20 protein-coding genes are annotated in these 26,179 nt (G+C 36.5%); 10 read left to right on the top strand and 10 right to left on the bottom strand.

The features are described from left to right. Positions 1-49: 49 nt before the first annotated feature. From glmS to BD809_RS01140, 3 genes are read right to left on the bottom strand one after another with little or no spacing between them, the layout of a single operon-like run. Positions 50-1,897: a glutamine--fructose-6-phosphate transaminase (isomerizing) gene (glmS, locus tag BD809_RS01150; protein WP_148781114.1), complete on the bottom strand. Its 1,848-nt coding sequence runs from the start codon at positions 1,895-1,897 to the stop codon at positions 50-52. 27 nt (positions 1,898-1,924) lie between these two features. After that, positions 1,925-3,544: a DUF4270 domain-containing protein gene (locus BD809_RS01145; protein ID WP_148781113.1), complete on the bottom strand. Its 1,620-nt coding sequence runs from the start codon at positions 3,542-3,544 to the stop codon at positions 1,925-1,927. A 19-nt stretch (positions 3,545-3,563) separates the two neighbouring features. Beyond that, positions 3,564-4,373 carry a glycogen/starch synthase gene (locus BD809_RS01140; protein WP_148781112.1) on the bottom strand — a complete coding sequence of 270 codons (810 nt, stop codon included), beginning with the start codon at positions 4,371-4,373 and terminating at the stop codon, positions 3,564-3,566. 110 nt (positions 4,374-4,483) lie between these two features. On the opposite strand from BD809_RS01140, the gene panC reads away from it, so the two are divergent. From panC to radA, 5 genes are all read left to right on the top strand, one after another. Further along, positions 4,484-5,332, top strand: coding sequence for a pantoate--beta-alanine ligase (gene panC, locus BD809_RS01135; protein WP_148781111.1), 849 nt, complete (start codon positions 4,484-4,486; stop codon positions 5,330-5,332). A gap of 19 nt (positions 5,333-5,351) precedes the next feature. Beyond that, positions 5,352-5,702, top strand: a complete 351-nt coding sequence (gene panD, locus BD809_RS01130; RefSeq protein ID WP_148781110.1) for an aspartate 1-decarboxylase — start codon at positions 5,352-5,354, stop codon at positions 5,700-5,702. A gap of 4 nt (positions 5,703-5,706) precedes the next feature. Then, positions 5,707-6,672, top strand: a complete 966-nt coding sequence (locus BD809_RS01125) for a lysylphosphatidylglycerol synthase transmembrane domain-containing protein (RefSeq protein ID WP_148781109.1) — start codon at positions 5,707-5,709, stop codon at positions 6,670-6,672. A gap of 39 nt (positions 6,673-6,711) precedes the next feature. Next, complete coding sequence (locus BD809_RS01120) at positions 6,712-7,860, top strand: alpha/beta hydrolase (RefSeq protein ID WP_148781108.1); 1,149 nt, start codon at positions 6,712-6,714, stop codon at positions 7,858-7,860. 126 nt (positions 7,861-7,986) lie between these two features. Then, entirely contained in the window at positions 7,987-9,348 is a 1,362-nt protein-coding gene (radA, locus tag BD809_RS01115) for a DNA repair protein RadA (RefSeq protein ID WP_148781107.1), read from the top strand. Between the two features lie 5 nt (positions 9,349-9,353). On the opposite strand, the gene BD809_RS01110 is transcribed toward radA, so the two are convergent. Next, positions 9,354-10,385, bottom strand: a complete 1,032-nt coding sequence (locus BD809_RS01110) for an aldo/keto reductase (RefSeq protein ID WP_148781106.1) — start codon at positions 10,383-10,385, stop codon at positions 9,354-9,356. Between the two features lie 263 nt (positions 10,386-10,648). Between BD809_RS01110 and BD809_RS01105 the strand changes: the two genes are divergently transcribed. Further along, a complete protein-coding gene (locus BD809_RS01105) occupies positions 10,649-11,041 on the top strand; it encodes a hypothetical protein (RefSeq protein ID WP_148781105.1) in 393 nt (130 codons plus the stop codon). Positions 11,042-11,126: 85 nt separating this feature from the next. Here the strand turns inward: BD809_RS01105 and BD809_RS01100 are convergent, their stop codons facing one another. Beyond that, positions 11,127-12,086, bottom strand: a complete 960-nt coding sequence (locus BD809_RS01100) for an OmpA family protein (protein WP_148781104.1) — start codon at positions 12,084-12,086, stop codon at positions 11,127-11,129. Between the two features lie 34 nt (positions 12,087-12,120). After that, positions 12,121-12,894, bottom strand: coding sequence for an exodeoxyribonuclease III (locus BD809_RS01095; RefSeq protein ID WP_148781103.1), 774 nt, complete (start codon positions 12,892-12,894; stop codon positions 12,121-12,123). A 309-nt stretch (positions 12,895-13,203) separates the two neighbouring features. Here BD809_RS01095 and BD809_RS01090 point away from each other — a divergent pair, with 309 nt between their 5' ends. Next, on the top strand, positions 13,204-13,545 hold the full coding sequence (locus BD809_RS01090) for a hypothetical protein (protein WP_148781102.1): 342 nt from the start codon (positions 13,204-13,206) through the stop codon (positions 13,543-13,545). Here BD809_RS01090 and BD809_RS01085 read toward each other — a convergent pair. From BD809_RS01085 to BD809_RS01075, 3 genes are all read right to left on the bottom strand, one after another. Continuing rightward, the gene (locus tag BD809_RS01085) at positions 13,532-16,528 is read right to left on the bottom strand and encodes a GEVED domain-containing protein (RefSeq protein WP_148781101.1); all 2,997 of its coding nucleotides are present in this window, start codon (positions 16,526-16,528) and stop codon (positions 13,532-13,534) included. The two genes, BD809_RS01090 and BD809_RS01085, sit on opposite strands and share 14 nt — an antisense overlap. A 204-nt stretch (positions 16,529-16,732) precedes the next feature. After that, a complete protein-coding gene (locus BD809_RS01080; RefSeq protein ID WP_148781100.1) occupies positions 16,733-18,268 on the bottom strand; it encodes a glycine--tRNA ligase in 1,536 nt (511 codons plus the stop codon). Positions 18,269-18,409: 141 nt separating this feature from the next. Beyond that, positions 18,410-19,291, bottom strand: a complete 882-nt coding sequence (locus BD809_RS01075; RefSeq protein WP_148781099.1) for a hypothetical protein — start codon at positions 19,289-19,291, stop codon at positions 18,410-18,412. A 217-nt stretch (positions 19,292-19,508) separates the two neighbouring features. On the opposite strand from BD809_RS01075, the gene BD809_RS01070 reads away from it, so the two are divergent. Both BD809_RS01070 and BD809_RS01065 read left to right on the top strand, forming a co-directional pair. Then, positions 19,509-20,054, top strand: coding sequence for a ComF family protein (locus BD809_RS01070; protein ID WP_246131389.1), 546 nt, complete (start codon positions 19,509-19,511; stop codon positions 20,052-20,054). A gap of 61 nt (positions 20,055-20,115) precedes the next feature. After that, positions 20,116-21,729 carry an Ig-like domain-containing protein gene (locus tag BD809_RS01065; RefSeq protein ID WP_148781097.1) on the top strand — a complete coding sequence of 538 codons (1,614 nt, stop codon included), beginning with the start codon at positions 20,116-20,118 and terminating at the stop codon, positions 21,727-21,729. Here the strand turns inward: BD809_RS01065 and BD809_RS01060 are convergent. Beyond that, positions 21,726-22,520, bottom strand: coding sequence for an amidohydrolase (locus tag BD809_RS01060; RefSeq protein WP_148781096.1), 795 nt, complete (start codon positions 22,518-22,520; stop codon positions 21,726-21,728). The two genes, BD809_RS01065 and BD809_RS01060, sit on opposite strands and share 4 nt — an antisense overlap. A gap of 253 nt (positions 22,521-22,773) precedes the next feature. On the opposite strand from BD809_RS01060, the gene ileS reads away from it, so the two are divergent. Continuing rightward, the gene (gene ileS / locus BD809_RS01055; protein ID WP_148781095.1) at positions 22,774-26,178 is read left to right on the top strand and encodes an isoleucine--tRNA ligase; all 3,405 of its coding nucleotides are present in this window, start codon (positions 22,774-22,776) and stop codon (positions 26,176-26,178) included. The last annotated feature ends 1 nt before the right edge of the window (position 26,179 follow it).

The following is a 26,179-nucleotide window of genomic DNA, read 5'->3' as shown; positions in this document are numbered from 1 at the left end:
TAGGTTTCGTTTGAAAAAAAGTTAAAAAACTATGATTTTAACAACAAAACTATTCTACTGTTACTGATTTAGCTAAATTTCTAGGTTGATCCACGTTTTTATCCAACATCACTGCAATGTGATAAGACAACAACTGTAACGGTATTGTTGTTAAAAGCGGAGATAAGAACTCCTCCGTTTCTGGTACTTCTATTACATGATCCGCCAAATCTCTAACTGTTTCATCACCTTCGGTTACAATAGCTATAATCTTACCTTTTCTAGATTTAATTTCCTGAATATTACTAACAACCTTTTCATAATGGCCTTTTTTAGTAGCAATGACTAATACAGGCATCTGCTCATCGATTAAGGCTATAGGACCGTGCTTCATTTCTGCCGCTGGATACCCCTCTGCATGAATATAAGAAATCTCTTTAAGTTTAAGTGCTCCTTCTAAAGCTACTGGAAAATTAAAGCCTCTTCCTAGATATAAAAAGTTTTTAGCATCTTTATAGGTATCCGCAATGAACTTTACATGATCATTAGATTCTAACGCGTGTTTGACCTTTTCAGGAATGCGCTCAAGCTCTTGAAGGTAGTAATGAAAATCACTGTTAGAAATTGTTCCCTTACGTTCGGAAAGCTTCAAAGCGATTAGAGAAAGAACAGTTATTTGAGTGGTGAATGCCTTTGTTGAGGCCACCCCGATTTCTGGTCCTGCATGTGTATAAGCTCCCGCATGTGTCTCTCTGGATATTGAAGAACCAACAACATTACAAACTCCAAAAACAAAAGCTCCTTTTTCTTTAGCTAATTTTATAGCAGCCATGGTATCCGCTGTCTCACCACTTTGAGAGATGGCGATTACCACATCATCCTGATGAATAACAGGGTTCCTGTATCTAAACTCTGATGCATATTCAACCTCTACAGGCAAACGAACCAATTCTTCAAAAATATATTCTGCTACCAATCCTGCGTGCCAAGATGTACCACAAGCTACGATTACAATACGTTTAGCATTTAATAGCTTCGCTAAATTATCGTCTATTCCAGCCATTTTAATGATTCCTTCTGCAACACGCATACGTCCTCTATAGGTGTCGCTGATTGCATTAGGCTGTTCATAAATTTCCTTCAGCATAAAGTGGTCATACCCCCCTTTTTCAATCTGCTCAAGATTTATCTGTAGTTCCTGTAGATAAGGATCTACAAGGCTGTCGTCTTTAATCTTTCTTACCTTAACTTCCTTATTCCGACGTACAATTGCCATCTCACCATCTTCAAGATAAATAGCATTGTTGGTATATTCAATAAACGGAGAAGCATCTGAAGCAATAAAAAACTCGTCTTCTCCCACACCTATCGCTAGCGGACTTCCTAGTCTCGCAACTACGATTTCATCAGGTTTATTTCTATCGAAAACTGCAATAGCATAAGCACCCACCGTTTGATTCAGTGCTTTCTGAACAGCCTTACCAAGCTTTACATTGTCATTTTTCTTTACATCTTCGATCAAATTTACCAGTACCTCAGTATCCGTATCAGACTTAAATGTATAGCCTCGATTAGAAAGCTCTTTTTTGAGAGACTCATAATTTTCAATAATCCCATTATGGATGATTACTAAATCACCAGAATTAGAATAATGTGGATGAGAATTGACATCGTTAGGAACTCCGTGAGTTGCCCATCGTGTGTGACCAATTCCGATTGATCCAGTCGTAGAAATTTCTTGTTCTAATTTTTGTTCCAGATCCGCAACTTTGCCTTGAGTTTTGGATAGTTTTATTTCATTCCCATCATATAAAGCAATACCGGCAGAATCATATCCACGGTATTCTAACCTTTTTAATCCTTTTAAAATAATGGGGTAAGCCTCTCTATGCCCAATGTATCCTACTATTCCACACATGTATAACGCAATTTATTGATTAGTTGTTTAGCGCGCTTTTGTATATAGAATTTCAAGCTTTAACTGCTTCTCTTCTGGAACGGCAGTGGTATTCCCATATATAACCGTTCCCTCATGAGCCACCACAGAAGTGAATGGAATTCTAAAGTCTTCAGCGCCGGACGAAGGTAAAGCTTTAACTCTATTGGTGATGTTAACATTCTGTGAAACCGAAATACCAATAGGTGAGTTTTCATCTAAACCCTCTAAAACTCTAATAAGATGCTGTGTTAAATTTATCTTATAGTAGTCTCCCGCATTATCACTCCCTCTGCTTATCCTACCTAAGTGATTTAATAGAGAGTTGACTGGATCTTCATCGTTATTAAGATTTAGACTCAAATCAAATCCATAATCTGCTAAAACATTTCCTGTTTCCAAATTAAAAACATATAATCTTTCGGGCTCAGACTCACCGCCGTTGACGATGGATTGATCAACATAAAGTTTTAAACTAGCTTCATTAATTAACCATTGTTGCTCTCTTATATAATCAAGTTCTGAAACGGTTGTTCCATCCTCCTTCGTAATTGTCTCATTAAATAATTTAACGGTAGCTATTCCTCCGCTCCCACCTTTGACAAACAATTTTTCATCACCAGTTTCTTTATCACCTTCAGGTATAGCTAATTTTGGTGTTTTTTCAATCTCATTAATAATGTTATTAGAAAAACGGAACTTTAACTCTTTATCCTTTAAGACATAATCTGTAGTATCTCCATCCCCATCTAAATCTGATGCATCCAACTCTTCAAAAGAATACAATACCGTAATATCAGCTTGGGACATATTAAAATACATTAATGTTCCTGCTCCGTTTCTAGGTTCAGCTTTCAGATACAATCCCCTAAAATAATTTCTGAAATTATTAGCATTACTAAGCTCCGCACTTCCTTCTTTGGCTAAGATCGTTTGTTGAAAATAATCAGCAGGAAGCTGGACACGTAGTCTCGGACTCACTCTGGAAATATCAGGGGCAGTGCCCTCATCATCCCCATCAGGCACAGTTATCGTAACTTCATTACCAGACGGCTCAAAAGATTCAACCATTACTAATAATGAATCTTCTACAGCGTTTCTATCAAGAGTTTGACCTATATCATTGTCATAATAAACCATACCATCTTCTGAATCAACTTGAAAATCTTTTAAAAAATAGTCTGATTTATAAACCGACAGCTTAATTGGCATACTTCCATAAACAGAGTCCAACTTATAATCAGTAAGAGTTTCGTTATCACTATTTTGAGCGGTACCAATAACCGTACTTTGATAAGGTAAATTCAGATATACAGATGTCACCTGAGCATTCCGACCAAATGTTGGGTTATCAACTGTGGGTTGTATTTGAGACAATATGCTGTAAGTTGACAATCCATACACGGGATCATCATAAACACCTAATTGATATCCTTGGAGACCACTAGTCTGCACCTTTTCCAATTTTGTAGTGTACGCCAAAGGCTGCATACTGTACACCTCGTCTGTGAAATTCACGTCCCCGATGACATCACTTCCAATCTCACTAAACTCATCATCACAACTAGTAAATGTCGTTACAATAGCTGCAGCACTAATTAGTCCAATTATCTTATTCTTCAATTTCATGTATGTTTATATGTTTGACCTAAGCTAGTACAACATTACTATAAAAATCCTCATAAGCATCAGCAAATTCATCAGGTCTTTTATACGCTAAGACTGGTTGATCAATAGCTTTAAGATGTTTTGTCAGATCTTCAGGGATTTCTTCTGAACCAACAATTATTGCATCCGAATTATCAATTGCAATTTTCATAAGGTTCGAATATGTTGGCTTTGCAAGATTTGCGATCGTTTCATCCTCAATTCCGTCAAATTTAATCTTACTCATCATATTTTTATCCAAGGTACCTTTATAACCATGATCATAAACCGAAGTAACTATTTTACTTTGATTAAATAACGGTTCATTGCCATAGTAATTTCTTAGATACAGAGGCAATAACGATGCTAACCAACCATGCACATGAATAATATCCGGAGACCAATTCAATTTTTTAACTGTTTCAATCACTCCTTTTGCAAAAAAGATCGCCCGTTCATCATTGTCAGAAAATAAATTCCCCTCTTCGTCTGTTAAGGTTGCTTTTCTTTTAAAATAATCTTCATTATCTATAAAATACACCTGCATACGTTCCTTTGGTATGGAGGCCACCTTAATGATTAATGGCATATCAAGATCATTAATTACCAAATTCATACCCGATAAGCGTATGACTTCATGCAACTGATGCCGTCTTTCATTAATGTTACCATATCTAGGCATAAATATCCTGATCTGACCGCCTTTACTATTTACCATTCTGGGTGCTTCAAAAGACATAGATGAAATTTCTGTCTCTGGTAGGTAAGGTATTACTTCTGATGATACATACAATATCCTCTTATCTTTCATATAATCGATACTTTTATCGTCTCCTTCGAATAAATTTTTGCGAAATTACGAAATTTTATGCAGTCTGCCAGTAATATCTTATTTTTGCACGCCTTTAACTAATTAAACTCATGCGGTTACACGAAAAAAGACAGGATATAGAAGAAGATGTTGCACGCATTTTAAAAGAAAAAAAAAGTATTGGATTCGTTCCCACCATGGGGGCTTTGCATGAGGGCCACATTGCTTTGGTGAAAAATGCTTTAGCAAATAATGACTATGTAATTGTCAGCATATTTGTGAATCCTACGCAGTTTAATAACAGTTCTGATCTCGTAAAATATCCACGTACTTTAAATTCCGATCTTAAACTTTTATCAGACACATCGCCTAATCTAATCGTTTTCGCTCCGGCACCGATTGAGGTATACGGTGTTAACCAAAGTGTTCTTTCTTATGATTTTGACGGACTAGAACATGTGATGGAAGGTGAGTTTAGACCCGGCCATTTTGACGGTGTAGGCACAGTTCTAAAGCATTTGTTTCAAATAACCTCACCTACACGAGCGTATTTTGGAGAAAAAGATTTTCAACAATTACAGATTGTTCGCAAATTAGTTTCTATTGAAAACTTACCTATTAAGATCATAGGGTGTCCAATTCACAGACACCTAGACGGTCTCGCCATGAGTTCCAGAAATAAGCGTTTAAAAGATGTCGAAAAAGAAAATGCATCGCTTATTTACAGTGTTTTACAAGAAGTCAAAAGCCATTTTGGCACAAAAAGTGTAGATGAATTAAAAGATTTGGTTGCCGAACGTTTTAAAAATAATGCTTTCTTTAAATTGGAATATTTTCAGATTGCCGATAGCAACACACTGCAACCTATCTTAGAGAGAAAAAATGATTGCAAATATCGAGCTTTTATAGCAGTCTTTGCGGGAGAAGTTCGACTTATTGATAATATTGCCTTAAACTAAAATTAACTACCTTTGTAACATGTTTGTACACGTTGTAAAATCGAAAATTCACAGGGTTAAAGTAACCGGTGCTGATCTAAACTATATTGGAAGTATTACTATTGATGAAGACCTTATGGATGCTGCTAATATCATTGAAGGAGAAAAAGTGCAAATCGTAAATAATAATAATGGTGAACGCCTGGAAACCTATGCTATTCCCGGACCAAGAAACAGCGGAGAAATTACGCTAAATGGTGCTGCTGCGAGAAAAGTGGCTAAGGGAGATGTTCTTATACTCATAACCTACGCTATGCTGGAAATTGAAGAAGCAAAACAGTTCAAACCTGCCATTCTTTTTCCTAATGAGGAAAATAATTTATTAAAATAATTCCTTGAATACCAAACTAAAGAAAATTTTAAAAATAACACTCCCATTAGCTTTGGGAGTTTTTTTAATTTGGTATTCTATTTATTCTGCCACGCCTGACGAACGCCAAATCTTGTGGACAGCAATAACGAATGCTGAGATAGAATGGGTTGTTTTATCCGTATTTCTTGGAATGTTATCCCATATATCACGAGCATACCGTTGGCAATTTTTATTAGATACCATAGGTTCCCGTACTACTTTTTATAACCGATTTTTTGCAGTGATGATTGGTTATTTAGCCAATATGGGAGTGCCACGATCAGGAGAAATATTGCGAGGTGCCACACTCACAACGTACGAAAAAGTTCCATTCGAAAAGAGCTTTGGTACCATTGTATCAGAACGCTTAGTTGATTTTGTGATGCTCCTTTTGATAACAGGAATTGCATTCATATGGCAATTTGATTTGCTTTACACATATTTTGACAAAAAAAATATTAATCCATTTACATCAATTGCAGTCCTGGTAGCGCTATTATTGATTGGAATACTTGTTCTTAAGCTGCTTAAAAAGGCAAACCACAATCTCCTTATCAGAATAAAGTCTTTTGCAGAAGGATTACTGGATGGTATCAAAAGTGTACTGCGCATGAAGAAAAAATGGTCTTTCTTATTTCATACCTTGGCAATATGGATCCTCTATATATTAATGATTTATGTTTCAAAATATGCCGTGTCTGGGACAGAAAATTTATCGTTTCAAGCTATTCTAGCTACATTTGTGGCAGGCTCTTTTGCAATGACGGTGACCAACGGCGGCATCGGTCTGTACCCAATTGCTATCGGTGCTATTTTACTTCTTTTTGACATCCAACAAGCGACAGGAGAGGCACTTGGATGGATCATTTGGGGATCACAAACATTATTGATACTATTTCTGGGCAGTTTATCGTTTATATTATTACCTGTTTTAAACAAAGCAAAATAATTTATATATTGCTCCTTGCTTAACCCTTATGCTATACTTATGAAAAGGATACTACTGTTACTACTACTTATGATTATAGGCACCGCTGTCCATAGTCAGGTCATTTATGAAACCTTTCGCTCTATAAAACTCGATCAAAATCGTGATTTAAAAATTCAACTACCGAGAAATTACGATACGAACGAAAAGAAAATTTACCCCTTGATTATCGTTCTCGACGGAGATTATCTTTTTGAACCGATGGCAGGTAATGTTGATTACTTTTCCTATTGGGAAGACATGCCAGAATCAATTGTGGTGGGAATTGTACAGGATAAAACTAGAATGGAAGATTGTCGTTATGATGAAGCTGAATTTTTACCTGTAAACAAGGGGGCTCAGTTTTTCGAGTTTATAGGGCAAGAGCTATTACCTTATCTCAACCAAACCTATCGCACAGCAGAATTAAAAATTATAGTTGGCCATGATTATACCTCAAATTTTATTAATTATTTTCTTTTTAAAGAAAATCCAATTTTTCAGGCGTATATTAATTTGAGCCCGGAATTAGCTCCGCCAATGGCTGATCGTATTTCAAATATATTAACAACGTCTTCTCAAGAACTTTGGTATTACTTAGCTACTGCAACTAATGATGCGGATAACATTAAAAAGAATCTAATCGCTCTGGATGAAAATCTAAGTGTTATAGAAAACCCCGAAGTTAATTATAGCTTTGACAATTTTAATGAATCCTCTCATTACACCCTTGTCGGAAGAGCTATACCGCGAGCGTTAGAAAGTATTTTTGAAATGTATCGACCTATTAGTAAAAGGACGTATAAGGAAGTTATTCTACCGTTGGAAACCTCTCCTTTTGAGTGGTTAGTTGATTTGTACAAAACCACAGAAAAACTCTATGGTATTAAAAGACAAATTCGTGTGAATGATTTTATAGCGGTTTCTACAGCATTGATCAAAAATGAAAACTGGGATGAGCTTGAACCTCTAGGTAAATTAGCAACCAAAGAACATCCTGAAACGATGCTTGGTCATTATTTTTTGGGAATGCATTATGAACAAATTGGAGAACCAAAAAAAGCTATGAGGGCCTATGAAAATGGTTTTCTACTCAATGAGGTTGCCTTTTTGACCAAAGATTACATGTTAGATAAGGTAAATAAGATTAAAGAAGATTTCGGCTGGTAAGGCTAAATCTATCCTTATGTACAAACTAGTGGGAGGCTCAAAAAAGGAGCCTCCTTTTTTTAACCTGTAATTTTCTAAAAACTAATTCAGTTTATCTTACTTTTATAATTTTAAGAAATATACCCTATGAGTAAAGTGAAGACCACTTTTTTTTGTCAAAATTGCGGCACCCAATATTCAAAATGGCAAGGCCAATGCTCTGCTTGTAAAGAATGGAATACCATTGTTGAAGAGGTCGTTCAAAAAGAAAATAAGAAAGATTGGAAAACTACCGACTCTAAAATATCTAGAACCTCTAAGCCCTTACGAGTATCAGAAATTGACGGGAGTAAGGAAATGCGATTCAACACCGACGACAATGAGTTAAATCGTGTACTGGGCGGAGGATTAGTTCCCGGGTCCTTAACATTATTGGGCGGTGAACCCGGCATAGGAAAAAGTACGTTACTGCTTCAAATTAGTTTAAAACTACCATATAAAACCTTATATGTTTCTGGTGAGGAAAGTCAAAAGCAAATAAAAATGCGTGCAGAACGCATCACTTCAAAAACTGATAATTGCTTAATTCTCACAGAGACTAAGACTCAAAATATTTTCAAACAGATTGAAGTTATCGAACCTGATATAGTAATCATCGATTCAATTCAGACCCTACATAGTGATTATATCGAGAGTAGTCCTGGTAGTATCTCTCAGATACGAGAGTGTACTGCTGAGCTTATAAAGTTTGCCAAAGAGACAGCTACGCCCGTACTATTGATAGGTCACATAACAAAAGACGGAACCATCGCAGGACCAAAAATCTTGGAGCATATGGTGGATACCGTATTACAGTTTGAAGGAGACCGTAATTATGTATACCGCATTTTACGAGCTTTAAAAAATCGTTTTGGGTCAACCGCAGAGCTTGGGATTTATGAAATGCAGGGTAGCGGATTAAGAGAAGTTAGTAATCCTAGTGAAATTCTTATTTCAAAAAAAGATGAAGAACTTAGCGGTACAGCAATTGCAGCTTCGATAGAAGGGATGCGTCCGTTTATGATCGAAGTACAGGCGTTAGTGAGTACAGCCGTGTACGGAACGCCACAGCGAAGCGCTACAGGATACAATCTTAAACGCCTCAATATGATTCTTGCAGTATTGGAAAAACGAGCCGGCTTTAGACTTGGTGCCAAAGATGTGTTTTTGAATATCACCGGGGGTATTTCGATCGATGATCCTGCCATAGATTTGGCCGTGGTTACCTCCATTTTATCCTCAAACGAAGATGTCTCGATACCGAGCAATTACTGTTTTGCTGCAGAAATAGGTTTGGCGGGAGAAATACGTCCGGTAACACGGGTTGAACAACGAATCCAAGAAGCAGAAAAACTGGGCTTCTCCACCATTTTTGTATCTAAGTACAACAAAATATCCCTTAAAAACACTCAAATCAACATACAGCTTGTGGCAAAAATTGAGGATATAGCAGCACATCTGTTTGGATAGTGAAACTAAGGCGCAGGATTTGGATTGTCATTGTGAACCTCCTGTATTGCCTCAATGATACTCCCTGATAATGAAAGCGTTGCACTTCCTGTATTCTCTTTTAATTGCTGTAAATTAGTGGCTCCAACAATTATACTGGTTACAAAAGGTTGACTTTGCACAAAAGCTAATGCCATTTGAGTCAGACTAAGTCCGTTTTCCTTGGCTATTTCATTATAAGCTCGTGTAGCTTCAAAAGACCGTTCATTGTGATATCTTGAGAATTGAGGAAATAAGGTTACTCTGGCATCTTTGGGCATCTCTTCTAAATATTTACCCGTTAGTTGGCCAAAACCCAAGGGAGAATAAGGTAAATAACCAACATCCTCTCTTAGTAGGATTTCTGATAATCCAATCTCATCCTTACGGTTTAATAGACTATAGGGATTTTGAACTGTACTTATCTTGAATTTACCGGCCCGGGCTTCTTCTACATAACGCATTACTCCGTACGGAGTTTCATTCGACACACCAATAGATCGTATCTTTCCTTCTTTTTTAAAAACTTCTAAATTATGTAGTATTTCATTAAAATTATCACTCCATCGTTCCTCCTCGTCATGTTCATATCCCAAAACTCCAAAAAAGTTAGTATTTCTCTCTGGCCAATGTAACTGATATAAATCGATATAATCGGTTTGTAAGCGTTGTAAGCTTTTATGGATAGCATCATCAAACGCTGCTTTGGTAAACCCACCCGTTCTAATATGTTTTACAAAATCACGCGGACCCACAATTTTCGACGCTATCACCACATCCTCTCTCTTATTTCTCTTTTTGAGCCACGTTCCAATAATTCGTTCAGTGCTACCCTGCGTTTCGCTAGTAGCAGGAACCGAGTACAACTCAGCTGTATCAATAAAATTCACCCCTTGATCAATTGCAAAATCCAATTGTGTATGCCCCTCATCTTCTGTGTTTTGTTGTCCCCAAGTCATAGAGCCAAGGCAAATCTTACTAATTTTAATCTTCGTATTGGGAAGTGTTGTATATCTCATAATGGATTTAATCTTATTTACAAAATTCGAATATAAAAATTAAAAAGTTGCAATCTGTAAAATTCATCTTAACTATTAAAGGTTAGAAAACAAGATCATGTAATATTTTTTGGTACGCTTTTTGGATTTTAAAAAATTAATTAGCTATTTTAAAGGCTTATTTTGCAAGCTACATTTTTGCAATAAAGTTTTTTTTATTTCGTTTTAGAATACGTGATATCAAATACGTAGTTTTGATAAATCAATTAATATACCCAAACATTATGAAAAAATTATTTCTACTTGTAATGGTGCTAGGCGCCACACTAACCACTCAAGCTCAAGAAGATTGGAGCGTTCTCAACGAAGTCTTTGATGATGTATACTCGCTTGCAACAGAAGTTGGAAAAGAAACTGACAAGGTAATTGCTCACGGAAATGTTATCTCAATCGTTAAGTCAACTGGTACTACGTCAATTCAAAAGAAGAAAGATAAATCTGTTCCTGTTGAATTTTATGATTATTTCTTATTAACCTCAACAGGTAGACAAATTGCTCTTACCAAAATGGATACTGAAAAAGTTATTGAGAAATTTCAAAAAGTATTGAATAGAGTAAAAACCAGTCTTAAAGAAGATAACAGTAAAGAAGTACAAAGTATTCTAAATAGTCTGTAATACCTTTAACTTTGTTGTATTAAAAATGCCGCTGAATCTACGTAGCGGCATTTTTATTTTATAGTGCTTTCAATAATAAGTTTGCTTAGATCTTATTAAGCAATTTACTAATCTCATCTAATTTTGGCGTAAGGATCACCTCAATTCTTCTGTTTTTAGACTTGCCTTCAGTAGAGTTATTATCTGCGATTGGTGCAAATTCACCTCTTCCCGCTGCGGTCAGATTCTTTGGATCAATAGCGTTATTCTCCAATAGTAACGTCACAATAGCCGTTGCTCGTTTGGTTGATAAGTCCCAGTTATCTTTGATAATTCCCGTACCTAGATAGGGATCGTTATCGGTATGACCTTCGATCAACACGGCTATATCAGGATTTTCACTAAGCACTTTTCCTAATTGATTTACAGCTTGCTTACCTTGTGTTCCTATAGACCAGCTACCTGAGGCAAAAAGAAGTTTATTTTCCATAGAAATATAAACCTTACCATTTCGTTCCTCTACGGTCAATCCTTTTCCTTCAAAATTACGCATAGCTTTAGATATCGCATTTTTTAAAGCTTGCATTTTTGCATCTTGTGCCATAATCAAGCCTTCCAATTCATCTACACGCTGGGACCTTAATTGTAAGTCACGTTCTAATTTTTCAAGTCTTGAACGCTCTGTGGCCAAAGCTTGTTCTTTCTGCTCTAACTGTGCTAATAAATCACGATTACGCTTGCTATTAGCGGCCATTGCTTCAGAGCTGTTTTTTTCTAAGGCATCATACGAATCTTTTAACGCATTGTAGTTTGTCAAAGTTGTTTCATATTTCTGTCTAAGGTCATCACGTTCGGCTCTTGTTTTATTGTAGGCATCATTGAGTTGCTCTGCAGCTAATTGATTAGCGTCAAAATCTCTCTGAAGAGATTTTAAATCATCTTTGGTTTTGCGGTTGTCTCTTTTAAGTCTGGCGTATTTACTTTCTAAATCTTTATGAACTTTGGAAGAAACACAAGAGGTGGCAAATCCGGCAATAAGAGCTAATATTATAATTTTACGTACCATGATTAAAATGTAGTTTTATAATTGGGGTTATGATTTAAATATAATTCAGATCTAATTCTACAAGAATTGGGCAATGATCGCTATGTTTTGCTTCGGATAAAATAACAGCTCGTTTTAAAGCATCTTTGAGTGGTTGTGCGACTAATCCATAATCAAGTCGCCACCCTTTATTATTATTACGGGCATTAGCTCTATAACTCCACCATGAATATTGATGCGGCTCTTTATTAAAATGTCTGAAGGAATCTATAAAACCATTTGACATGAAAGTATCAATCCACTCACGCTCTACAGGTAAGAATCCCGACACATTTTTATTACGCACAGGATCATGTATGTCAATAGCCTTATGACAAATATTATAGTCTCCACAAATAACCAAGTGAGGATGCGTTTCTTTCAATGTGGTAATATATTCTTGAAAATCGTCCATAAACATGAACTTATGGGCCAATCGATCTACATTTGTTCCGCTAGGTAAATACAGACTAATTACTGAAACTTTATCAAAGTCTGCTCTAATGACACGTCCCTCAAAATCCATGTGCTCTATACCTGTGCCATAGGTAACGTTGTCTGGTTTTGTTTTAGAAAGTATCGCGACACCGCTATATCCCTTTTTTTGTGCACTGTGCCAATACAGATACGGGTATCCTGCCTCTTTGAAGAGCTCTAAGTCCAATTGCTCCTCCATAGCTTTGATTTCCTGAAGACATATCACATCTGGATCCGCCTGTATCAACCACTCTATAAACCCTTTATTTATAGCCGCTCTTATACCATTTACATTATAAGAAATTATTTTCATCTATTCGTGTTTACTGTTTCGCTCTTAGAAAAAATTAATCCTAAACTTTTGCTATAGGCCATAGAAGCGACTTATTTAATATGTAGCTCGTAATAAATTGATTTTTTCACTTCAATCGAAACAAAGTATGTAATCTTTCTATTGTACTTAATCAACAAAATAACGAAGCTTTTAGTAGATAAAAAAATGTGTTTAGATAAAATAGTAATTCATCAAACTATAGTATAACATATCAGCCATTTAAATAAAATACACTACTTACGTGCCTCAATCTTGAATAATTTTGTAGATCTTTACTAAAATCCATATATGAAGCTATTACTTTTTCCAGGAATCGTCCTAATACTATCATCCATCTTATTATCATGCTTCCCTAAAAATCAACCGCTTAAAAATGCTGCATATAATTCGAGTGGACAAGGTTATAAGGGCACTATTATAATGTCCAGAAATCCCTCATGTCCTTATTTATTAGTGGTTTCTGGCCTTAAAGACACCTTAGACCCTATAAACTTGAAGGACTTTACAAAAAATGAAATCCCAACTAAGGTTTGGGTAACTTTTAGTAATTTAAAAATGAAAAACAGATGTAATCAAGGGCGCCCGGTTCTTATACAGACTTTAAAAAATAGATCTGCTACTGAACAATAATTTTGACAGCCCTTCCTTTCCTTTTATTTCCAATTCTTATAAAATACATTCCGGTACTACGATAGGATAAATCCAGATCAAAAATAAAATTGTTATTAGCATCAAGCTCCATGTTATCAATAAGTATTACCTGACCCGTGATTGAAAATACAATTATTTTTTCTTCCAAAACATCATCAGGGTTTCCTGTACTTACAATATACTTATTCTTCTCTCTCTCAAAAACGATGATTTCATCACCGGTTCCATTGCTCTCCCCAATCTCTACAGTATAATCATGAGTGGTTCCAAATTGCATTGCTTCGCATGGTTCATTTAAGGGTGCTCCATTATTAGTTTTTACATCGCCTGCACGTATACGCATCAAATGCTTTCCTAATGTACTACTTTGATCTAATGGAAAATTAAAAAATAAATCTGTGTCTTGCTCCTCAAGGATTTCGTTGTCAAAAATCAACTCAGCATCCTCATAGAGATTATTATCATTATAATCTACCCATAACGAAAAGCGTTCCTGGTCTCCTGATGCATACCCCGCTTTTAAGGTAAGAATATACTTCCCCTTTGAACGGTCCATTTTAATAACAAGATCAGTAAAATCTCCATACCCATTATCACAGAGGATATCTACATTAGAAATATTGGCCAGCTCAAAAGAAGTTATTCCGTCTCCAAACTTTTGACAGTCAGACTCTGGCATACACAATCTATGCTCTACGCTTACATTGATAGAATCATTAGACACATCCTCATCATTCCCAAGTGCAGTTCCAATTTGAAAGGTATAGTTGCCAAACGCTGTCATATTTACCGAACTGTTAAACGTATATCGTTCAGAAGTACCTGGAGCTATCGTTTCTGTAAACGTCTCTGTCACTCGACTGCCATTATTAAAAGAATAAAATACCGGAAAATTGGATTGTGCAACCGAACCGTAATTGTAGATCGAAATTGTAACAAACTCATCAGTTGTTAATCCGCCGCCACTTATAGGTGAAACTAACTGAACCACTCCCAAGTCATTGGCATAAATATTCTCTACAACCTTTGATATACAATCATTTTCAACCTCGGCGTCCCCCGCCAGATTTGTTTCTGCATTAACAGTAAAACTTTTATCCTGACTTAAATCTGCCACAGCTGCAAATGTAAAAAGAGCAGTCTCACCCGGGTTGATTGTTCCGGTAAAAATCTCATTAACGGGAGTACTATTATTGATAGTATAGCTAACAGGAATGTTACTTTGTGAAGTAGTTCCGAAATTTTGTATTTCCACCGTAATATTCTCAGCATTGCTAAAGGTAGCTTTTGCAAATGGTGCAGGGATACTTACTATTCCCACATCGTTAGCTATTACATTTGCAATTTTGAAAACACCTACAAAATCTCTGGCATTATCACCGATAGCTTCAAAATATTCACCTATATGATAAAATGTCTGATCATCTATAGGGTCAATAGTTATTTGCGAATAATCCCCATAACGTTCTCCTCCATTGCGTTGTATATCTGTACCAATCACAATGTCTTGTTCGGCAATGGTCATGCTTCCCAACGGATCTCCATCTAATCTCCCGGTATAGCGTAATGAGGCATAACTATCCACTGTAGCACCATTTTCGACAGTTCCCATGGTTGTATATCCCATACCTATATTTCCATATACATCCATAGCCATACTCGCACACCAAGCACTCTTACCATCTGGAGATGCATACGTACCTTCCTGATACACATACCACGGTTGTCCGTCACCATTTTGGCGTAGTTCGTACCATCGAACTCCGGCAACATTATCCAAATCAGGACGATCATCGATATCCACCACAAAATTAAGTGTCACCACATTATAATTACAAAATCTTCGGTAATTTGTTGCATACATGACCGCCCCTTGTAACGCATCAATATCCTGACCTTCAGTTCCCGGTTGAGGTATATTACTAAAAGAGGCTCCTCCATCAAAGGTAGAATCAAATGGTGTTATCTGACCTGAAGTCACATCCAGTACCTCAGCTTCAGTAATCGAAGATAGTTCAGGGCGAATCCAATTAACATTGATGCTCCATAGTTTTAATGCATCTTCATTGACGTTTACCCATTCATCATCCTGATAATAGATTATTTTAGCCTCTCCTCTTGGTGGCAATGTTTGTCCGATCGCATTGAAGGCAGCCGGACTATAAAACCCTCCTATATTTGCACCCGGTAATGGAAATCCCACCATTCTGGCGTTGAGCTCTCCAGCCACCATCTTATCTCGCTCGATGACAAAAACCACCTCGCTGGTTTGTTGCGCTCCCTGACTCTTGTTCGCTGTAACATAATAGCCATCTGACCAAACAGAAAATTTGGTGTAGTCAGGAAAGCTATCCGTAGTAAAGCGATACGTATACCATCCACTATTTACAGGATCGGTACCTTTGGACACTGCAACCAAAAAACCGTTGGGAGTATCGCTGAATTGCGTTATAACAAAACGGTCGGCAAAATTATCGTAAAACACTATGGGGTCTCCCAAAGCTTCTCCGGGAAATAAATTCTCCAACGAGGTCGAGGGTAGCAGCACATTTCCTACTTTATCATGTATTGCAAACGAATAATTCTTAGCACTCACATAATGATTGGGACCAACGGCTCCTGTAGGGTCAGTAGGAGCTCGATTTGCCGAAGCAACAGTGAATTTCTGAGAGGGAGCTTTGCCCGTCCTAAGTGTTCTAAGGCTTTTTTGCTTTACTAATAACTTATCTTGACCTCTGGGGTATCCCTTACCGGGAACAATCTTATTTACATTGGCTCTTCTGGGGTTTATCGGACCTACTCTTGGTTTTTGCGGAATAAGCTCTTTACCTACCAAAGGTGTAATTTCCTTCATATATGTAGCTTCTATAACTAATGTCGCGTTACTTGTTTGTGTTTTTTGTGAATAAGCCACAAAATTTAGCATGAATACAATAATTGCGACAATTTTTCTCAGCTTCATAGGTAGATCATTAAATATCAGGGTTCCGAATAAATTTTTGGATTTAAAAATACAACTAAAGTTTAAATTACAGCGAACTCAACTACATATTATATTCATACACTGGGTAATAAATTCTATCATCTATTATATAGCACAAATCCTTAAAAGACAAAAGCCACGTAAATACGCAGCTTTTGTTTAAAATATATACAATCTATTTACTTATTTGAGCCAATATTCCATATCAACCCGTTCAGAGATCAAAGTTTTTAAATCTTTGATCGCCACACGTTTTTGTTCCATTGTGTCGCGATCGCGGATGGTAACTGTTTGATCTGTCAACGTATCATGATCTACCGTAATGCAAAGGGGTGTTCCATTAGCATCCTGTCTACGATAACGTCGTCCAATTGCATCCTTTTCATCATACACTACATTAAAATTCCATTTTAGTTCATCAATGATCTGTTGTGCTATTTCTGGAAGTCCGTCTTTTTTGACCAAAGGTAACACTGCTGCTTTTACAGGCGCCACTACTGCCGGCAGTTTAAGCACCACTCGGGTTGACCCATCTTCTAATGTTTCATCTTGTAGAGCGGTTGAGAATACAGCCAAAAACATTCTGTCCAGCCCCACCGAGGTTTCTACGACATAAGGCGTATAGCTTTCTTTCAACTCCGGATCAAAAAACTGAAGTTTCCTGCCCGAAAACTCTTCATGAGCCTTTAAGTCAAAATCTGTGCGTGAATGAATCCCTTCTAATTCTTTGAATCCAAAAGGAAAATTAAATTCTATATCGGCAGCTGCATTGGCGTAATGAGCTAACTTATCATGATCATGAAAGCGGTAGTTTTCTTCACCAAGCCCTAAGGATAAGTGCCAATTGAGCCGAGTTTCTTTCCAGTAATCATACCACTTCATTTCATCACCTGGCTTCACAAAGAATTGCATTTCCATCTGCTCGAATTCTCGCATTCTGAAAATAAACTGGCGAGCAACAATTTCATTTCTAAAAGCTTTACCGGTTTGAGCAATTCCGAATGGAATTTTCATGCGTCCGGTTTTTTGCACATTTAAAAAGTTAACAAAAATCCCTTGTGCAGTTTCGGGTCTTAAATATAAATCAGTTGCAGTATCCGCAGATGCTCCTAACTTGGTACCAAACATTAAATTGAACTGACGTACATCGGTCCAGTTTTTAGAGCCTGTATCCGGGTCAGCTATTCCAAGTTCTTCAATTAAAGCTTTAACATCATTTAAATCCTCTTTTTCCAGCGACGCACCCATACGCTTAAGTACTTCCTCACGTTCTGAAAGATACTTAACTACTCTTGGGTTGGTCGCAGCAAATTGTGCTTCATCAAAAGCATCACCAAATCTCTTTTTAGCTTTTGCTATCTCCTTTTGTGCTTTTATATTTAATTTCTCAGCATAGTCCTCAATTAATACGTCAGCACGATATCTTTTTTTAGAATCCTTATTATCAATAAGTGGATCGGTAAAAGCGTCTACATGACCAGAAGCTTTCCATGTGGTGGGATGCATAAATATTGAAGCGTCTAAACCCACTATATTTTGGTGCATAAACACCATACTTTTCCACCAATATTCTCTGATATTTTTTTTTAATTCAGCTCCGTTTTGTCCATAATCATAGACCGCACTTAAACCGTCATATATTTCACTAGAACCAAAAATATACCCATACTCTTTTGCATGGGCTATTACTTTTTTAAATTTATCTTCTTGATTTGCCATTGGACAAAATTAATTCAATTTGCACAAAATAGAAACGAATTGAGTTATTTAATAAGGAAGTTGTTTGATTAATGTACTAAACACAAAAAAACCATCATAATTTTAAAAATCATGATGGTTAAAATGTTGTTTATTCTAAAATTATCTCAATTCGAACTTAGTGTTTGAAATCATTCTTGGTCCAGAGAAAACATTTACCACGTAGTTTCCTTCCATTAACTCACCTTCCATTGCATTGACAAGAACACATACATCAAGGGCGTCATTTTCATAGAACACCTTGTTGCGACCACTGTAAGTTAGTACTGCATCTTCAAAATTGATCGAAATCTTGTCTCCGATTAAATTATTTTTAGGATTGATAACTTGAACATATAATTCTTTATCTCCTTTTTCAGTCAGTTTATTTGGTGATAGTGTAAAACATACTCTTACCTTATCTGCTCTGCTAGCACGTGAGGTATTCGTTATTTTTCCACTATTACGCACTCGTACACCTTCTGCTTTTATACCAGAAGCTGTCAATGCAGAACCTCGCTCTACGATTTCAGCTAATTTTGAGTTTTGGGTCTGTAGGGAATCTGAGAATATAATTCTTTGATTTAAAGCTGTGGAAGTACTATCTAAATCTGTTGTAAGTTGTGAGTTGGCAGCTGTTAAACTATCTGCCAATTTGAACAAACGCTCTCTTTCTTGCTTTAGCTTACCAACCTCTCTTCTATATCTTGAAATCAAAGCTAAATTTGCATCATTATCTTTTACGCTATCCAATAGCACCACGATGCGCTCTTTTGCCTTCAATAAGTGATCATCCATAACTTCATTAAGGGCAATCGCATTATCATACTTTGTAATTAATTCCCCTAATTCACTTTCTATTAAATCTTTTTCCTGTTGAAGAATTGCTTTATTCTGCTTTTCTTCATTATAAAACTTGTAAGAAAAAATGGCCAAAATCAATAGCAATGCTGCTAATACACCGATTAAAATCTTAAGGGTTAAGTTATTGTTTTGAGTAGTCATAGTTAATTTTTAATTTTTGATGGTTACTTTTAAGGTAAATATAATAGTTAAATCGAATTATTAATGTTAATCGTATTATAATATGCTTTGTGATCTTGTTTATTTATTCTATCCTCAGCATTGTGCCGCCTGCGATAACAACTTAGATAGAAACGAACATGTATTGTGCACTTCTTGTCGTTATTACCTACCTCAAGGGAATTTTCACCTAGTTAACGTGAAAAATATCGAAAAAGTATTTTATGATCGTATCAAAATTGAAAATTTTGTATCGCTTCTCGTGTTCGAGAAGGAGGGCTTAGTGCAAAATCTAATTCATAATTTAAAGTATCGCGGACAACAAAAAATAGGCGTAACACTGGGAGCATGGCTTGGATCACAATTACTCAATGCCAAAAATTTTGACGGTATTGATGCGGTCGTTCCGGTACCACTTCACAAAAAAAGATTAAAAGAGCGGGGTTATAATCAAGTAGAGGAGTTTGGAAAAAAGATAGCCCAGCTACTCCAAGTGCATTATATTGATAATGTACTGATCAAGAAAAACTATACGGCCAAACAATCGAAACAAAAAAGAATCATGCGATGGCAAAACTCTGAAGCAACCTTTGGTTTACAAAACCAAGATGTTTTGACAGGAAAACACATCCTTCTGGTCGACGATATCATAACGACAGGTGCTACATTACAAGCATGTATTAACGAGCTAAAAGGTATTGAAGGGATTAAATTTAGTATAGCCACCATGGCTATAACAGAATAGTTTTTTGTTTATAGTAATTAGTTGTTTCTTTGTGAATCAAAACAAAATCGTTATAGCATTCATGAAAAATGGAGTTCTACTAGTCGCTTTAAGCGTTTCCTTATTACTTGCTGGATGTGCCAAAAAAGGTACAATTACGGGTGGCGAAAAAGATAGTATTTCTCCTGAGTTTGTTCGGGCTACACCTCCTAATTTTTCTACAAACTTTGATAAAAAAGAAATTCGAATTTATTTTGATGAGTATATCAAACTTGAAGATCCACAGCAACAGATCGTTATTTCTCCACCAATGGATCCTAAACCAACGATAACACCGTTGGGGGGCGCTAATAAATTTGTAAAGATCAAGTTTCTTGATACACTTTTAGAAAACACTACATACAGTATCAGTTTTGGCGAAAGTATTGTGGACAATAATGAAGGGAATCCGTTGCCATTCTTTAAATATGTTTTTAGCACAGGAGACTTTCTAGACTCTTTGAAAATAAAAGGCTCCATAAAAAATGCCATATCCAGAACACCAGATCCTTATACGACAATAGCGTTATACAAGATCGACGAAAGCTATACGGATTCTATTATTTATAATACAGTGCCTCGATACGTGTCCAGTACATTGGATAGCACCGCGTTTGTGATGGAAAATTTAAAGACCGGTAAGTACAGACTTATCGCCTTAAAAGATGCTGCTACTAACTACACCTATCAACCTAAACAAGATAAAATAGGTTTTTATAGCGATACTATTGCCATTCCTCGTGATACTGCAAAGGTATTTTCTATTAATTTGTTCAAAGAAACACCGGCATTCAAGTTTTTAAAACCAAAACAAAGTTCAAAAAATTCTTTGGTTTTTCCCTATGAAGGAGAAGCAGACAGTACTCGTATAAATATAGTCAGTGCTACACCTGATGAATTTGAGTACAGAACGATAAGAGACCTTAAAACAGACACCATACATTATTGGTTTCGTCCTTACTTTGAGGCTGACTCCTTACAATTTGCAGTTAAAGCTTCAGCTGCTTACAATGATACATTGACAACACGCTTTAAAGATCAATATAAGGATTCTTTGATTGTATCGCCAACCTCTCCAGCAATATTAACTCCCAATGAAAGTTTTCAGCTAGTTGCAAACATACCGATTAGTAAGATTGAAGATTCGCTTATCACGTTTATGCGTGATTCTCTTCCTGTACCTTTTACAACTCAAATCGACACCCTATATAATACCGTGGACTTCAAATTTGATCAACAAGAAGATCAAGTCTATACAATCAATGTATTACCAAATGCAATTGAAGATTTTATGGACAATGTTAATGACAGTCTATCCTTCACCTTCAGCACAAAAAAAATAACTGATTACGGTAAAATTTTTCTGGATTTGGAGAACGTTTCGTCTTTTCCGGTAATTATCCAGTTAACCAACGATAAGGACGAAATAGTTTCAGAAAAGAGCATCGACGAACTAGGCACTGTTACTTTTGAATATTTGGAAGCGGGAAAATATAATATTCGCGTGGTACTAGATCAAAATGCAAATAACCGCTGGGACACTGGTAACTTTCTTAAAGGCTTACAACCCGAAAAAATTATTTACTTTCCTAAAACCATTGATGTAAGAGCCAATTGGGAACTGAGACAAACGTTTATCCTAGACAACCTAGATTAGTTATCTTTTTTTAGGATAGTAAAAGGATCTGCATCCACGAGAAATGGCAATTTAACTCTTGTTTGCTGTATATGTGTTTTATCTAATGTTGCATATAATATGGTTTCCTTTTCAACCGGAGTATTTGAAGTAATTGGATTTCCTAAGACATCATATACCGCAGAATGTCCCACATAATTATATCCCTTACCATCAACCCCCACACGATTTACCCCGATACAATATGTCATATTTTCGATGGCACGTGCCTTAAGTAATGTATCCCATGCAAGCACTCTCTTTTCAGGCCAGTTCGCCATATATATTAACACATCCACCTCACTGGTATTTCTCGACCAAACGGGAAATCTCAGGTCGTAACAAATCAGCGGTTGAATACGCCATCCTTTATATTCAATAACTACCTTGTCTTCTCCCGGAGTATAAGACTTATCCTCTCCTGCCATCGTAAACAGCTGATGTTTGTCATAATATTCAATAGATCCCTCTGGAGACACAAAGAGTGCGCGATTGTAAAAGTTATCATTTTCCTTGATGACTATACTACCTATTAATGCAAAGTTCTTGGCCTTAGCCATACGTAGCATCCATTGTACTGTAGCATCATTCATACCTTCTGCAACAGCACTGGCATTCATTGTAAAACCGGAACTAAACATTTCCGGTAGCACGACTAAATCAACAGTTTGGGCGAGTTTATTTAATTTTTGTTCAAAATTAGTTCTGTTTTCACCTGCATGCTCCCATGATAAATTGGATTGAATTAAGGCTACTTTTAGCGTTTCACTCATAATTAAAATAGTATTCGGTATCAAAAATTAAGATGAAGGTACAAATAGAATTTGAAACCCAAAACGTTTCCATCTGGCTTAACATTTTCTTGTATTGAAATAAAAACTCAATTAGGTTGTGCGATACTCTATTATAGATAACAATATAATGAGTGTGCTTTTTAAATATAGCACAACACGTTTACCGTTAAAAATCACTATCTTTTTTCAATAAAATCCTTATTTTCGCACACTTAACAGAAAGAACGACCTCATGAGCACGAAGTTTCCTGAATACAAAGGACTTGACTTGCCAAAAACCGCAGAAGAAATACTGGATTTTTGGCAACAACATAACATTTTTGAAAAGAGCATTTCCGAGCGTGAACAATCAGCTCCTTTTGTATTTTTTGAAGGACCTCCGTCTGCCAATGGGTTACCTGGTATTCACCATGTCATGGCGCGTGCCATTAAGGACATCTTTTGTCGTTATAAAACTCAGAAGGGTTTTCAGGTAAAGAGAAAAGCAGGTTGGGACACTCATGGCCTCCCTGTTGAGCTTGGCGTGGAGAAGGAATTGGGTATCACGAAAGAGGATATTGGTAAAAAAATTACCGTAGAAGAATATAATGAGGCTTGTAAAAAAGCCGTGATGCGCTATACAGATATCTGGAATGATTTGACTGAAAAGATCGGATACTGGGTGGATATGGAAGATCCTTATGTCACTTACAAATCCAAATATATGGAGAGTGTATGGTGGTTGCTATCCGAAATATATAAAAAAGGATTGCTGTATAAGGGATACACTATACAACCCTATTCTCCAAAGGCAGGAACGGGATTAAGTTCTCATGAACTAAATCAACCGGGAACCTATCAGGATGTGACGGATACCACCGTTGTAGCACAATTTAAAGTAATCAGAGAAACATTACCTGCATCTCTGTCTGGACTGGAAGATAATTTATACCTTCTAGCCTGGACTACCACACCGTGGACCTTACCGAGTAATACTGCATTAACTGTTGGTGCAAAAATTGATTATGTTGTTGTAAAAACTTTTAATCAATACACTTTTGAGCCAATTCAAGTGGTGCTTGCCAAAAGTTTGCTTGCTAAGCAATTCACAGGAAAATACTATGCTGCAGAAGACGCTACAGTATTAGAATCCTACACTTCAGAAAATAAAAAAATACCGTATCAGGTGGTTGCCGAATGTAAAGGCGCTGACCTGGTTGATGTTCGATATGAACAATTATTAGATTATGTACAACCCTATCATAATCCTGAAAATGCTTTTAGAGTTATATCCGGAGATTTTGTAACTACCGAAGACGGAACCGGTATAGTACACACCTCACCAACCTTTGGAGCCGATGATGCATTAGTAGCCAAACAAGCGGTACCCGAAGTTCCGGCGATGTTGTTATTAGATGAAAATGATAACTTGGTTCCTACGGTAGATCTGCAAGGTCGCTTTATAGGTCAAATGGGTGAACTTGGCGGAAAATACGTCAAAAATGAATACTATGATGACGGAGAAGCACCTGAAAAATCTGTTGATGTTGAAATTGCCATTAAATTAAAAACAGAAAACAAAGCTTTCAAGGTTGAAAAGTATGTGCATAGTTATCCTAATTGCTGGCGTACTGATAAACCAATCTTGTACTATCCTTTGGATTCCTGGTTTATAAAAGTTACCGATTTTAAGGATCGTATGCATGAATTGAACTTAGGTATCAATTGGAAACCTAAAGCTACCGGTGAAGGTCGTTTCGGTAATTGGTTGGCCAATGCGAATGATTGGAACCTATCACGCTCTCGTTTTTGGGGAATCCCGCTACCTATATGGAGAACTGACGATGGAAAAGAAGAGTTAATAATAGGTTCTGTTGCTGAGCTAAAAAGCGAAATGGACAAAGCAATTAAAGCCGGTGTTCTTGCTGAAGATATTTTTGCTGAGTTCAAAGTCGGCGACATGAGCGAAGCAAATTACGATACCATTGACCTGCATAAAAATGTAGTTGATAAAATTACATTAGTGTCACCATCAGGCAAACCTATGCAAAGAGAAAGTGATTTAATAGACGTATGGTTTGACTCTGGATCTATGCCATATGCACAATGGCATTATCCTTTTGAAAATAAAGAAAAAGTAGAATCAGGAGCACGTAAAGCTGACTTTATTGCTGAGGGAGTAGATCAAACACGAGGATGGTTCTACACGCTTCACGCTATAGCCACCATGGTTTTTGATGATGTTGCCTACAAAAATGTTGTATCCAATGGTTTGGTTCTTGACAAAAACGGACAAAAAATGTCCAAACGTCTTGGTAATGCAGTAGATCCTTTTGAAACGTTAAAAACCTACGGACCTGATGCCACACGTTGGTACATGATTAGCAACGCGAACCCTTGGGATAATTTAAAATTTGATAGCGAAGGGATCGCAGAAGTGCGTCGTAAGTTCTTTGGCACCCTGTACAACACATATTCATTTTTTACACTTTATGCCAATATTGATAAGTTTACGTATGACGAAGATGACATTCCCTTGCAGGAACGTCCGGAGATTGATCGTTGGATTTTAAGCGAACTGCATACACTTATTAAGAATGTAGATACTTTTTATACCGAATATGAACCCACCAAGGCTACCCGTGCAATTTCAGATTTTGTACAGGAGAATTTAAGTAACTGGTTTGTAAGATTGAGCAGAAGAAGGTTTTGGAAAGGGGATTATCAAAAAGATAAAATATCTGCTTATCAAACACTCTACACCTGTATGGTTACCGTTGCAAAATTAGGTGCACCGGTTGCTCCGTTTTTTATGGATCGCTTGTATAAAGACTTAAATGCCGTTACAAGAAAAGAAAGTTTTGAAAGTGTTCATTTATCATTGTTTCCAGAGTATGATGCATCCTACGTAGATGTTGCATTAGAGCACAAAATGCAAAAAGCGCAAACCGTCTCATCGTTGGTACTTTCTTTACGTCAGAAAGAAAAAATCAAGGTTCGTCAACCCTTACAACGAATCATGATACCTGTACTTAATGAAGCTGAGAGAAAAGAAATACAAGAAATATCTGATCTTATTAAAAGTGAAGTTAACGTAAAAGAAATAGAGCTTATCGACGATGCTTCAGGTATTTTGGTAAAACAGATTAAACCAAATTTCAAAACTTTAGGCCCTCGTTTTGGTAAAGACATGAAGTTGATAGCCAACGAAATACAAGGTTTTGATCAAGAAAAAATTAAAATTCTTGAACAAACAGGAAGCTATGATATAAAAGTTAAAGATAAAATTATTACTTTAGGATCCGAAGATGTTGATATAAGTTCTCAAGACATCGAAGGTTGGCTTGTTGCAAATTCCGGAGCTTTGACAGTGGCTTTGGATGTAACCATAACACCAGATCTAAAGAAAGAGGGTATTGCTAGGGAGTTAGTTAATCGTATACAAAATTTACGAAAAGACAGCGGACTTGAGGTTACCGATAAGATTACCATCGTGTTTGAGAGCAATAAACAAGTTCAGGAAGCAGTTTTAACCAATGATGCATATATCAAAAGTGAAACGCTTACCGAAACCATCGAATTTTCAGAAACCATAATAAATGGTACCGAAATAACGTTTGATGACATTGCAACCCAATTAATAATTAAAAAAAATTAAT

Source organism: Aquimarina intermedia (assembly GCF_008124785.1).
Classification (GTDB): domain Bacteria; phylum Bacteroidota; class Bacteroidia; order Flavobacteriales; family Flavobacteriaceae; genus Aquimarina; species Aquimarina intermedia.
This window is presented reverse-complemented; position numbering and strand designations above follow the sequence as displayed.